This window comes from Bacillus sp. EB V-12 (assembly GCF_056158125.1).
In genome coordinates, this window is sequence record NZ_JBUXJL010000003.1 from 495,332 (window position 1) to 508,536 (window position 13,205).

Genomic DNA, 13,205 nt, shown 5'->3' on the forward strand with positions numbered 1-13,205 from the left:
CTACCACCCCATCGCATAAATGAGTAGTGAGCTTGCATAAACAACAAGAGTAACTGTAACTATAACAACAATTACAAATTTAGTTTTAAATGTCGCAAGCATCATAAACATATTTTTAATATCCACCATCGGTCCATAAACGAGGAACGCGACAAGTGAAGCTGTTGAAAACGTACTTTGGAACGAAGAAGCGATAAATGCATCTGCCTCTGAACAAAGTGATAATATATAAGCAAGTCCCATCATAACAGCTGATGAAGAAAACGGACCTTGTCCAATAGCAAGAAGTGTTGAAGTTTGTACAAACGTTTGTACCGCTGCTGCAATTAATGCACCTAGTACTAAATATTTTCCCATTGAGAAGAATTCCTCAACAGCGTGTGTACATACATCCCACATTTTTTTACGCAGTGGACGCTTATTATTCACTTCTGGGAAGTGATCATCTCTTAATTGATGTTCTTTAAACATAAAGGATAATATAATTCCAACGATAATGGCTACGATAATCGCTACAATAGAACGATACCATACCATGTGCATACTACTCCCAAAGGCAACGTATGTTGCAAATAAAACAACTGGATTAATAATTGGACCAGTTAACATAAATGCAATCCCTGCGTATGGTGGAACGCCTTTTCCGATTAATCGTCTTACAATCGGAACAATTCCACATTCACAACCCGGAAACAACATACCTAAAAAAGTAGCTAATAAAACAGACAGAAATCGGTTCTTCGGCATCCATTTTGCCACCATATCTTCTGTCACGAACATTTGAATGAATCCTGAAATAAATACACCAATGAGCACGAAAGGAAGTGCTTCGATCAATATGGAGATAAAAATTGTATTCATTTGCAGGAATGCTTTCGGTAATTGAAACAATTCCATGATGTATTTCCTCCAACTTTTCATTAACAATATGTAATTTTAACCCCATTTCATTAATTGAACAAGGTTTATATGGCATACATACCCTTTATATACATTACATTGTACAAGTTATATTCTATTCAAAATTTGAGATTTCATAGCAAAAAAGCTGCTCTAGCGTAGTTATATAACTATGCTAGAGCAGCTTTCTTATCGTTAAAAGTAACGTTTCTTCCAAAAAACAAAAGCTAACGTGAAAGATAGTGTTACACATATGATGAGTACAATTACAAAACCGTGGGCTTCCCCTTCAAACGGAACCTTTACGTTCATTCCAAAGAAACTAGAAACCATCGTCGGTAAAGATAAAATGATCGTAATTGACGTTAACAGTTTCATAACACTATTTAAATTATTTGATATAACGGAGCTAAAAGTATTCATCATTCCACTTAAAATGTGACTATATATTTCCGCCATTTCAATAGCCTGTTTATTTTCAATTAATACATCTTCTAATAAATCTTGATCGTCTTCATACATTTTTAAAAATGTACTATTACGCATTAACTTTTGAATTACAATTTTATTAGCCTTTAATGACGTTGTAAAGTATACTAAACTTTTCTCAAGGCCTAACAATGTGAAAATCTCTTTATTTTTCATTGACTGATTTAATTGATGCTCTAAATCAATTGTTTTTCGATTTATTTGCTTTAAGTATCTTAAATAATAAGTAGAAATCGTATATAAGAGCTGAAGTGCAAAGCGCGTCTTCTTAAACGTATAAAATTCTTTAATACGTTGATTAATAAAACGTTCAAAAATTGGATTCTCTTCTAAGCAGATTGTAACAAAACAATCCGGCATCACAATCATACCTATTGGAATCGTGTCATAAATCGAATTTCCTTCTTCATCATGTCTAACTGTCGGAATATCCACGATAATTAAAGTATTATTGTCTTCCTTTTCAATACGAGAGCGTTCTTCATCATCCAAAGGGTCTTTAATGAAATCTAAGTCTACATTTAAAGTTTGTACTAGATATTGAATTTCTTCTTCTGTTGGATGAAGTACATTAATCCAGCACCCCTTTTGCATTTCCTCAATCTCTTGTAGTTTTCCGTTTCGGTCTGTTAAATATATATTTAACATACTATCACCCCGATTCTTTTTACATGTAGGAATCTACCTCTCTTAAATCACAGTTTTTAAACCGCCATTCTCAGCATATGAAACATACGTTTAAATTTCAATAGAAAAATTATTTTGAAAACGTTTTTATAAGAAAAATATTATAAAGTGAAACTTTAATCAGTGGGGGCTTCATCCTCCCTAATTATTAGCCCTTACAAATCGGGCTTTTACGGGTTATCCGCCCCCAACCAAACTTCTTTTCTTTCGTTGAATTGTGCGGTGAGGGTCTCACTGCCCGTTAAAGCGGGATAAACATAGAAAAAGACAGAGTGCTCTCTGCCTTAAAAGCTTATGTTGCCTTTATAACATATTTAGAAAGCATCCACAAGTTAAACCCGACTGAAATCGTATAGCCCGCGTATGTTGAAATGATAAAACTTACATAATCGAAATACGGAAGCAATACAATATTTAAAACTATCTTCACAATAATTCCAATCACTAGTCCTAGCACCGTCTTCTGCTGTTGATTGATTCCTTGTAGCATAGCAGCCGTTACTGTAAAAAGAGAAAATAGTATGCAAGCAGGAGCATAATACTGTAAAATGATTCTCCCCATCTCTGGATCATTTCCAGCACCGAATAAAAGAGTATATACAGGTTTGGCTAACACCATCATTCCAATTGCCGCCGGTACCGTAATTGCTACTACTAATACATTTGTTCTCGTAAAATGTTTGTACAATAGCTTCGTATTTCCTGCTGTGTAAGCTTTCGTCATCTCTGGTACGAGAGACATACTAAAAGCTGTTGCAACGGATACCGGGATAAGCACAACCATTTGAACAAGACCAATTATCGCATTAATTTTTTCCGCTTCTCCTTGCATATACCCTATTTGTATAAGTAGTTTATTAATTGTAAATGTATCAATCGTCTGATACAACGGAATTGCTAAGCCCACCACAACAAAAGGCATAGAATATGTAAAGAGCTCCTTATACAATGAGAAAAAAGATTTCGTTGTTTGTGGTATACTTTCCATCTCTTTTTTCTTTAAGTGCCTTCTCCTTCTTATATAATACGCACTTAAAACAGTTAATCCACCTACAGCTCCCATAAATGCACCGAACGTTGAAATACCAACCGCTAGCGAAACAGAAGCTTTTAAAACATATAAAACGACAAAGCTTCCTATTAAAATGGTTAAAACCCGAAAAAATTGCTCTACAACTACACTTAATGCAGAAGGCCCCATCGATTGGAATCCTTGAAAGAAGCCCCTTAATAAACTCATTACTGGCACAAGTATTAACGCAAAACTTACAATTCGAATATTAGTAGTAACCGCTCCTACACTATTCCCCGTTTGATCATTCCCATCGATGACAAGTTTAGCTAAATGCGGAGCTAGCATATATAACGTAAAACACGAAATGACTCCCATTATAAACATAAACACGATTCCACTTTTCAACACTCTCTTAACCGTATGATAATCATTCAGTTGATCATATTTTGATACCATCTTTGAAACAGCTAGCGGTAATCCCATTGTTGCTATACTGAGCATGATGGTATAAGGACGATATGCATATGTGTATAGAACGTAACCACTCGTACCGACCATCGCTGTAAATGGTATAACATATATAAACCCTAACATTTTTGATATCATCGTTGCCATCGTTAAAAATATCGTTCCACGTATAAACGGTGACCCTTTCATCACATTCCTCCGCTACGCTTTATTATTACACATTATGGACAACTCCTTTTCTTTAGAACCGAAACAAACAAAAAAAGCCAATGAAAAATCATTGACTTTAACGCGCTGCTTTTTTCTTTTTGAAATACTTTAAACCAAAGTATAGAGCAATAAAAAGAACAGCTCCTATAATTATGTAATGTGTGTAATCAGATGCATACTCTTTAATTTGTCGCCAATTCCCACCAAGTTTTTCACCTAAGTATATAAATAGAATTGACCATGGAATGATCGCTACAACCGTATAAAGTGTAAATAGTTTTAATGGCATCTTAGCTAGCCCTGCTGGAATAGAGATCGCATGACGTACTACTGGGATAAAGCGCGCAGAAAATATTACGCCTGCTCCATAACGCTTAAACCAACCTTCCGCTATGTCTAAATGATGTTTATTAATAAGTAGATATTTCCCATATTTCTCTACAACCGGACGCCCTCCGTAGTATCCAAGCCAGTATAAAAAGATTTGCGCTAAAGTACCACCAATCGTTCCGGCGATAACTGCACCCACAAAACTAATTTTACCATTCGCTACTAAAAAGCCAGCATACGAAAGTACAATTTCACTCGGGATTACTTCAATCATTAAAGCAAGAGCTACTCCAAAGTAACCTAAGCTTGCAAAAAATTGCAATAACTGATCTATTATGTTTGCTAACATGTTCTTTTTTATCTCCTTTTTTCTTCACATACCATCCCATTATTACATAAAGGCTGCAATCTGCCAATATCTTCATTTTAACAATATGTACAATTCAAGCAGGATTAATCTATTAATTTCTCTTTCTGCGGGTCCTTCATGTAGGCAAACATCTCTTTAATTTGGTCTTCTGTATTTCTAGCAATTGATAAATTAGGCAATTCATTTTCACCAAAAAACTCCACCTCTTCTGTTTCAATACTAGTTTTCTTTTCTCCACCAATAATCTCGCATCCAATGAAAATCTTATATACATGCGTCGCCGATGGAGAGGGTTGATGTTTTTCTTTATCAAATATAGCTAGTAACTTAAAATGATCTACCTCATAACCAGTCTCTTCGAAAACCTCTTTTGCTGCAACTTCGGTTGGCGTATAACCGACATCAGCCCATCCACCTGGCAATGCCCATTTCCCATCGCTTTTTTCTTTCACAAATAATAACTTTTCATTTTGAAAAACAACCGCTCTTATATCAACTTTAGGTGTTTGATAGCCTGTCTCACGTGCAAATAATTTCTCTACGACTTCCCAATCTGTTTTCGTGTAATGTGACATCATTGAAATAGAAATATCTCGTAATTGCTGGAAACGCTCAATATCATACACATCCTTAGAATACGTTAAACCCGCTTGAGCTATAGATTGTATTTGTTTTACCCAATCAATCCATTTAATCGTCATATATCCGCATCCCCATTCTCTATCAAATATATTACTTCATTTTTATTGATACATCTTTATTATACAAAAAAAAGAGATTGATAACGTTTCAATCTCTTTCAAAATTAATCTAATTCATGTAAGTGGTCTTGTATATACTTTCTTCTTTTATTTATATATTCATAAATCATATCAGCCTCTTGATCAAATGTTTCTAATTTTTCTTTCATGTATGGATCTTGTAGTAAATATGGGCGAATCAATTCACACAACCCTTCTACTTTCGGCCTCATAAACGAAACTGTGAATTGATTTTCTAATATTTCTTCCAAAATACTTCGATACTGCTTTCTAAATACAGGTATGTCTAGCAATCTTGCACTTAACGTATTATACCCTTGAATGCGAATATATTCATGATTAAGTGGTCTCCCTTGTACATCTCGCCCCCAAGTCGCATCATAATCCCACGGTATAACTTCAAATAAATTTGTTTCATCGTTATGATATAGTGCATAGTTATGAACGAAACCATCAAAGTTTTGCGTAAAAATAACTCCTGCTAACCATCGTAAATATTTATCTACATGTAGAAACTTCCCAATTTCTTTTTCATAGGCTTCCCTCGTCAAAGTATTCGCTTGAAATACAAATTCACTCAGTTGTTCTTCACTATTTTTATTCGAATATTTAAATTCATAACCCGCAAAGAGCTCTGTCTTAACATCTTTATCTCGTTCACTCATTAATGAAAAATTCGCATCATCATCTATCGCATAATAAATAGAACCACTCGGTAATCCTCTATTTTTCAAAAAATTTTCATCAACCGATTCTAACTGTAAATACACACCTTGAATTTGACCATTAATTTTTATAAATACATGTTGTGATTTTGGCGAAAGTACACCAATATCATGAAAAAAATCTAAAGATAATTTATTTCGTATGAGAGACGGATCCATAAACTCCGAATTCAAATGAAACTCTTTCGCACCTTGAAATTTTTTAGGCTTATAAAACATAACATGATAAGACTTTTTCTCAAATTCGCGAATATGAGCTCCTCGGTATACGATATCAATATCATACTTCTTTTTTCCATAAGTTAATTTTGCTGGCACTGGACTATCTGACCAAATGTCCTTTTTCAATTCCACTAAGTACATTGGATGAACAAAAAAATCATATGAAGGCAGCATGTTTTCTCATCCCTTCTCAGTTCTCTTCATTCAATGTATGCGCCTTGTCTTGTCCATACATCCGCAATCATCTATTTATATAAAATTACACTCTTGTCCTGTTCAGAAAGATGCCTACATACATATCATGTTAAGGAAAAAGAATACCTTTTCACTTTAATACATGATAAGGAGGATTTCTATGAAACGTGATATTAGAAAAGCTGTTGAAGAAATCAAAAGTGCTGGGATGGAGGATTTCTTACACCAAGATCCAAGTACTTTTGAATGCGATGATGATAAATTCACTCATCATCATTGTACAACTGGATGTAAATGTACAACTGGGGGTAAATGTCCAAGAACAAGATGTACTCGCGTGAAACATTGTACGTTCGTTACAAAATGTACGCACGTAAAAAAATGGACATTTGTTACGAAATGTACACGTGTACGTGTTCAAAAATGGACGTTCGTTACGAAAGTAACGCGTAGAAAAGAATGCGTATTAGTTACAAAACGTACTCGCAGAAAACATTGTACATTCATTACAAAATGCATACGCTTTGAAAAGAAATTTTTCTGGACAAAACGAAGTTTCTGTAAAAAATGCGAATTCTTCCCTAACAGACACGGTCACTCTTGCGATGATTCATGTGATCATGGTAAAGACTGTCACGATAGCGGACACAAATGGAATGATTGCAAAGGCGGACATAAATTCCCATCTTGCAAAAATAAGAAATTCGATCACTTCTGGTATAAAAAACGTAACTGCTAGTTTTTATACCACCCAAAAAAGGCCGTTTTGCGGCCTTTTTTACATTTATTGAAAGTGACTTATATCTGCAAATTGTTTCACTTTACCAATACCCTCTTCAAATTCTATTATGCTCAAACTGGCACTATGCATAAATGGATCATCCCACACATTTTCTATTTCAATTCCCGCGAAATGCCCTACAAGTAATTTTGCTGCTGCCGCATGAGAAACAATCAATATGTTTTGTCCTTTATGCTTCTCTAAAAGAAGCTGCATCCCTTCAATTACTCTTTCATAAACGGCCTCAAAATTTTCGCCTGATGTTGACTGAAAAAGATGTGGCTCATTCCAAAACAGATGCACTTCTTCTGGAAATTGGTTTTCTATATCCGCGATTGTTTGTCCTTCCCATATACCCATGTTGATTTCATAGAAATGCTCATCCGCTATAATGGGTATATCACGTTCCCCCTTTATTAACTCTGCCGTATGAAGTGTTCTTTCGCTCGGACTACTATAGATCGCATGGATTGGTAAATCTTTCATTCGATTCCCTAATTGTTTCGCCTGAACTATACCATTTTCAGTTAAAGCAGAATTTTTCCGTCCCTGCATTCGCTTCGCTACATTCCACTCTGTTTCACCATGCCTTGTTACATATATAGTTGTTTTCATTTCTTACTCCCCCTCACCATGTTGGTCGTAATTCCCACGGTTCAACTCTCCCTACAATCCACTCCGCTCGTTTACTTTCAATCCCTTTTATAACTCCATCAGCTATCTCTTCATGAGTAAGCCATCTTCCATATGTATCTTCTAAAATAAAACCTAAAATAATTCTATGATAAATCCATCGCGTACTCCCTATTTTTTGTGCAGGCATACGTGATGCTTTACTACCTAAAATATGAAATAAACTATATGTTTTAGACGACAAATCTAGTTCTTTACAAATATTTGATAGTACATGCTTTGCACTTGTGTGTACCCATGCAACAACTAATGTGATTGGGCCATTTTTCTCAATTGTACTTTTAATAGCTAGCTTTACATCTTCATCATTATGATAATCTAACGAAAGGCATGTAATATTTTCTGGTGCAGAACTCATTCGCTTAACATTTTCTAATTTCACTTCATCTCGCCCGATAATAGAAACATAAAATCCTTTCTCACAAAACCACATAGAAACTTTCTTTAGCATTCCTGTTCCACCAATTACAAGTGCATGCAAATGCTATCCCTCCCTAATAAAATGTCATATGAGGTTTCTCATCTCTATAATAATTTAAACGGTCTTGCAGTGTCCCTGAGTGAAACTCAAATTTATGACCGTCAGGATCAACAAAGTATATAGATTCGCAATCTCTTACATCACGTTCTCTTCCTTGTAAAATATGAACATCATTTTCTTCTAATCGCTGTATTAGACATTTAAAGTCTTCTTGTTCAACAGAAAATGCAATGTGCGTATAAGATTGATGAATCTCATTTCTCGAAATATGCGTCTCTTCATTAAGCGCTATCCATACTCCACATATGTTAAAATAAGCCAATTTTCTTCCTTTAACTAATAATTCTCCTTCTAATACTTTTTCATAAAACATAATAGAGTTTTCTAAATTAGATACCGAAAAACAAATATGATTGATTCCCCTTAACAACTATAATTCCTCCTTATACAAATAAAAGATGAGCGAAAATTCACTCACCTTTCATTATACTATTTTTTTGTAATATATGCCCATTTATAACTGAAGTCCCCGCCAAACGTATGGTTAGCAATGCCTTTTACAAACGGCTTCTCTAAATAAGCTGTACTTTGTTGGTACGTAGGAGAAATTGCTGCGTCTTGACCAATTAAGATTTTTTCAGCTTCCGCAAGTGCATTCCAGCGTGCTTTATCATCTTTTAATAGCTCTCCTTTTGATTTCGCTACTAAATCATCATACTTCGGATTAGAATAATCCATTTCATTAAATGAGCTTCCAGTAACAAACATATCAATATAAGTCATTGGATCCGGATAATCAGGGCTCCATGCAGATAATGAGAATTCGTATTGGAATTTCTTTTCTAAATCTAGCTTCTGCTTGTATGGTTGCTGTTTCAAATTTACTTTAATACCAGGCAAGTTCTTCTCTAGTTCTTCCTTAATAAAGTCGCCTACTTTTTTCCGGCTACCGTTATCATCGTTTAGTAATTCAACCGTAATTGTATCTTGACCAAGCTCTTTCTTCGCTTCTTCCCATAATTTTTTTGCTTTCTCTGCATTATCTTTACTATCACGGAAGTTTTTATTTACAGAGCGGAAATCTTTTCCATCCGGACCTGTCGTGAATTTTTCAGGTACTAAGAAATATGCTGGCAATGAACCGTCATTTAAAATGACATCAGCAATTCCTTTTTTATCGTATGCTAAATCAATCGCTTCACGTACTTTTTGGTTTTTAAATGTTGCATTTTTTTGGTTAAAACGCAAGAAATATATGCGTGGATCTAACTTCGTTTTAAATTCATCTGGCTTATTCTTTTTATATTTATCAACAAATTCAGAAGTTAAAATAACTCGATCTGCTTGATCACTATCATATAAATTTACTCCCGTGCTTGTTTCCTTCACAATACTTACATTAATTTCGTCTAATTTTACAGTATCTTTATCCCAATAATTAGGATTTTTCTTCAACTGATAATTTTGTTCATGTTTCCATTGACTCATTGTAAATGGTCCATTATATACTAATTTATCTGCTTCTAATCCGTATTTATCTCCTTGCTCTTTCACATATTTTTCATTTAATGGGAAAAATGTAGGGAACGACGTAAGCTCAAGAAAATAAGGTGCTGGTTGCTCTAATTCTACTACCAACGTTTTATCATCCTTCGCTTTAACACCCAATTGATCTGCTGGTAATTCACCTTTATTTACTTTCTGTGCATTTTTCACATCAAATAAAATGAATGCATATTCTGCCGCTAATGCTTTATCTAATGTACGTTGCCATGCATATACAAAATCTTGTGCTCGAACTGGATCACCATTTGACCATTTCGCATCACGTAATTCAAATGTATATGTCTTTTTATCTTCACTAATCTTCACATCTTTTGCCATACCTGGTGTTGGTTTATTATCTTTATCTAGACGATATAAACCTTCCATTGCATTTACAAATACACGGAAAGATACAGAATCCGTTGATTTAGATGTATCCATTGAAGGAATTTCAGCTGTTTCTAGCAAATTTAAAACTTGTTTATCGGCCATTCCCTTATTCGATTCTTTCTTCGTTGTCGAAGCCTTCTCACCATTCCCACATCCTGCAACCAATACACTTGTCGTTAACGCAAGTGCAGCAATTGTTGTTGTCTTTCTCTTCATTCTTCCTTCCCCCAATCTATATGTATAAGTTAAATCCTATATAATATATTTCATTATACAAAAGATTCTGATTATTTTAAATATTTATTTTAACAAACATAGAAAAAAGCGATCGGAAATTTCTTTCCAGCCGCTTTCTTGAATAGCATTTACTTGTAATCCATCCTCTATATCAAATGGATTTTGAACTTTAAATATTTCTTCCATCAGCTTTAAAAACTCTTCTTCAGTTTTAGATTCACCATTAACCATAAGTGAGTATGGTTCCACTTCACCTAATTTATAATCGACAACAAATTGAATCTTCACCTTTTGTCTTGGCGTTCCGGTGTTATATCCTTGGAATTCTACTAATTCTAACCCTTCCGTTCCACGATAATATATCCAACCTGAATTTTGAAAATAATTTTCGAAAGATTCACCTATTGAAAAGAAAGGATATTCATAAAGCGAGCTTGTACGAACCTTTTGAATAACGTCTCGATCAGTCGGAAAAAAGAAATGACTAAAAAATATGCTAGCAACTGCTAAAATAGTAACAATTGTCGCTCCCATTTTGCTCGTTCCGCCGCTATCATTGATTAGATAGTTTTCAACTGATTTATCTTTTATTTCTCTTGCTTTTATTCGGTATATACGTCTTTCCGCAAATTGATAGTATAATCCATTTGCAAAAATCCCCATTCCAAACAGAATAAAAATGAGTAATAAAAACGTAAGAGGCACCATATTAATGATTGGCAACGCTACATTAAATCCCATATAATACGAAAATGCATCACACGCTACTAATAACAACATAAATAAAGCAGCTGGTACATAATACTTACGATATCCTAGCCAGCCTATATTGAAAATAGCAGCCCAACCATTCCAGCTCCACCTAGCAATCCGCTTATTCTCAAGATCCCATTTCCTTTTGTAATACGGATATTGTCTCCCTACATATACTTCCAGTTCTTTATCTATTAACGAGCTACCTTCCTCTTGTTCATTATCCAAGTTTCGCTGACAACTTGCACAATTTAACTGTTCCTCCTCGCAAGGTTGCCCACAATTTATACATTTCAAAACAATCCCTCTTCCCATCCATACGTCATTTCAAAATACCTTCGTGTTTTAATAACCACTCTTTCCTCCATAAACCACCAGCATATCCAACAAGCTTTCCACTCTTTCCTATTACACGGTGACATGGAACAATTATTGAAATTGGATTCCGACTATTTGCCCCTCCTATTGCCCGTACAGCTTTTATATTTCCAACTTTCTCTGCAATATCTAAATATGAAGCACTTACGCCGTATGGAATAGTATAAAGTGCATCCCATACATTTTTTTGAAATGCTGTTCCCTCCGCAGACAGCGGGACCGTAAACTCTTTTCTTTTCCCTTTAAAATATTCATCTAACTCATTTATACATTGTTCTATCATTTCATTTTTATTTTCTTCTTGTCGTTCATCAACAAATATAACAGACGTAATTCCTTCTTGATTCGCTGTAATTTCAAGCAAACCTAATTCGCTTTCATAATAAGCCTGGTACATATGCCATCCTCCAATTCAGTTCATATTAGTCATTGTAACACGAATATACAAAATTTTTCGTATAAGCGTTTTATTAGAGAAACAAAAAAGAGAATGGTAAAATATAAGAAAATTCAATCAAGGAGGCTATTTGATGAATTCCAAGCTTTTTTCACCTTATACAATTAAGAACGTTACACTAAAAAATCGTATCGTTATGTCGCCTATGTGTATGTATTCCTCGGGGAATGAGGATGGCAGCGTTACGAATTTTCATCTCATTCATTATGGAACTCGCGCTGCTGGCCAAGTAGGTTTAGTTATGGTTGAAGCAACTGCGGTGTTAGCTGAAGGACGAATTTCTAACAAAGACTTAGGTATTTGGGATGACAACCTAATTGAAGGCTTACATAAAACGACTACTTTTATACATGATAACGGCGCAAAAGCTGCCATTCAACTCGCTCACGCCGGAAGAAAAGCAGAATTAGAAACAGATGCGTTAGCTCCTTCAGCCATTCCATTTAATGAAACAATGAAAATGCCAATAGAAATGAGCAAACACCAAATTAAAAATACTGTATTAGCTTTTCAGCAAGCTGCAGTACGATCAAAACAAGCTGGATTTGATGTTATTGAAATACATGGCGCTCACGGTTACCTTATCAATGAATTCCTATCACCACTTACTAATAAACGGACGGATGAATACGGCGGCTCACCTGAAAACTGCTATCGTTTCTTACGCGAAATCATTGACTCGATAAATGAAGTTTGGAACGGACCGTTATTTGTCCGTATTTCAGCAAATGATTATCATCCTGAAGGGTTAACAGTTCAAGATTATGTTCAGTATACAAAATGGATGAAAGAACAAGGAGTAGATTTAATCGATTGTAGCTCTGGAGCTGTTGTCCCTGCAAGCATCGATGTTTATCCTGGGTATCAAGTACAATATGCTAAACATATTAAAGAGCATGCTAACATTGCAACTGGTGCAGTTGGATTGATTACGACCGGAGTACAAGCAGAGCAAATTTTAAACAATAACGAAGCAGATTTAATTTTTATCGGACGTGAGTTACTTCGCAATCCTTACTTTCCACGAATAGCCGCCAATGAACTTGGCTTTGAGTTAGAAGAACCGTATCAATATGAGCGAGCGCCAGGGAAAATTCATACGAATAAATAAAACCGAG

14 protein-coding genes are annotated in these 13,205 nt (G+C 34.9%); 2 read left to right on the forward strand and 12 right to left on the reverse strand.

All coding sequences use genetic code 11. The features are described from left to right. The 6 genes from ACZDYH_RS14090 to cotH all read right to left on the reverse strand — a co-directional run bounded on the left by ACZDYH_RS14090 (window position 1) and on the right by cotH (window position 6,351). Window positions 1-897 (reverse strand): permease, encoded by an 897-nt coding sequence (locus tag ACZDYH_RS14090; RefSeq protein WP_000418716.1) that lies wholly within the window; start codon window positions 895-897, stop codon window positions 1-3. Window positions 898-1,095: 198 nt separating this feature from the next. Continuing rightward, a complete protein-coding gene (locus tag ACZDYH_RS14095; protein ID WP_000932389.1) occupies window positions 1,096-2,037 on the reverse strand; it encodes a magnesium transporter CorA family protein in 942 nt (313 codons plus the stop codon). Window positions 2,038-2,368: 331 nt separating this feature from the next. Beyond that, a complete protein-coding gene (locus tag ACZDYH_RS14100) occupies window positions 2,369-3,748 on the reverse strand; it encodes a putative polysaccharide biosynthesis protein (protein WP_474886427.1) in 1,380 nt (459 codons plus the stop codon). A 97-nt stretch (window positions 3,749-3,845) separates the two neighbouring features. Beyond that, window positions 3,846-4,448 carry an undecaprenyl phosphate transporter UptA gene (gene uptA, locus ACZDYH_RS14105; protein ID WP_000880691.1) on the reverse strand — a complete coding sequence of 201 codons (603 nt, stop codon included), beginning with the start codon at window positions 4,446-4,448 and terminating at the stop codon, window positions 3,846-3,848. Window positions 4,449-4,552: 104 nt separating this feature from the next. Then, complete coding sequence (locus ACZDYH_RS14110) at window positions 4,553-5,170, reverse strand: NUDIX hydrolase N-terminal domain-containing protein (protein ID WP_000153583.1); 618 nt, start codon at window positions 5,168-5,170, stop codon at window positions 4,553-4,555. 104 nt (window positions 5,171-5,274) lie between these two features. Then, complete coding sequence (cotH, locus tag ACZDYH_RS14115) at window positions 5,275-6,351, reverse strand: spore coat protein CotH (protein WP_000938001.1); 1,077 nt, start codon at window positions 6,349-6,351, stop codon at window positions 5,275-5,277. Window positions 6,352-6,532: 181 nt separating this feature from the next. Here cotH and exsB point away from each other — a divergent pair, with 181 nt between their 5' ends. Beyond that, entirely contained in the window at window positions 6,533-7,111 is a 579-nt protein-coding gene (exsB, locus tag ACZDYH_RS14120) for an exosporium protein ExsB (protein ID WP_000817498.1), read from the forward strand. Window positions 7,112-7,156: 45 nt separating this feature from the next. On the opposite strand, the gene ACZDYH_RS14125 is transcribed toward exsB, so the two are convergent. From ACZDYH_RS14125 to ACZDYH_RS14150, 6 genes are all read right to left on the reverse strand, one after another. Next, the gene (locus ACZDYH_RS14125) at window positions 7,157-7,768 is read right to left on the reverse strand and encodes a phosphoserine phosphatase 1 (RefSeq protein WP_000858832.1); all 612 of its coding nucleotides are present in this window, start codon (window positions 7,766-7,768) and stop codon (window positions 7,157-7,159) included. A gap of 13 nt (window positions 7,769-7,781) precedes the next feature. After that, the gene (locus tag ACZDYH_RS14130; RefSeq protein WP_400855422.1) at window positions 7,782-8,327 is read right to left on the reverse strand and encodes a short-chain dehydrogenase; all 546 of its coding nucleotides are present in this window, start codon (window positions 8,325-8,327) and stop codon (window positions 7,782-7,784) included. A gap of 13 nt (window positions 8,328-8,340) precedes the next feature. Further along, window positions 8,341-8,757 (reverse strand): FosBx1 family fosfomycin resistance bacillithiol transferase, encoded by a 417-nt coding sequence (fosB, locus tag ACZDYH_RS14135; RefSeq protein WP_000943774.1) that lies wholly within the window; start codon window positions 8,755-8,757, stop codon window positions 8,341-8,343. A gap of 59 nt (window positions 8,758-8,816) precedes the next feature. Then, complete coding sequence (locus tag ACZDYH_RS14140) at window positions 8,817-10,478, reverse strand: peptide ABC transporter substrate-binding protein (protein WP_000824278.1); 1,662 nt, start codon at window positions 10,476-10,478, stop codon at window positions 8,817-8,819. Window positions 10,479-10,562: 84 nt separating this feature from the next. Next, window positions 10,563-11,567 (reverse strand): DUF2628 domain-containing protein, encoded by a 1,005-nt coding sequence (locus ACZDYH_RS14145; protein WP_002023926.1) that lies wholly within the window; start codon window positions 11,565-11,567, stop codon window positions 10,563-10,565. A 7-nt stretch (window positions 11,568-11,574) separates the two neighbouring features. After that, the gene (locus ACZDYH_RS14150; RefSeq protein WP_000283907.1) at window positions 11,575-12,027 is read right to left on the reverse strand and encodes a methylated-DNA--[protein]-cysteine S-methyltransferase; all 453 of its coding nucleotides are present in this window, start codon (window positions 12,025-12,027) and stop codon (window positions 11,575-11,577) included. Window positions 12,028-12,160: 133 nt separating this feature from the next. Between ACZDYH_RS14150 and namA the strand changes: the two genes are divergently transcribed. Continuing rightward, window positions 12,161-13,198, forward strand: coding sequence for an NADPH dehydrogenase NamA (gene namA, locus ACZDYH_RS14155; RefSeq protein WP_001086180.1), 1,038 nt, complete (start codon window positions 12,161-12,163; stop codon window positions 13,196-13,198). Window positions 13,199-13,205: the final 7 nt, after the last annotated feature.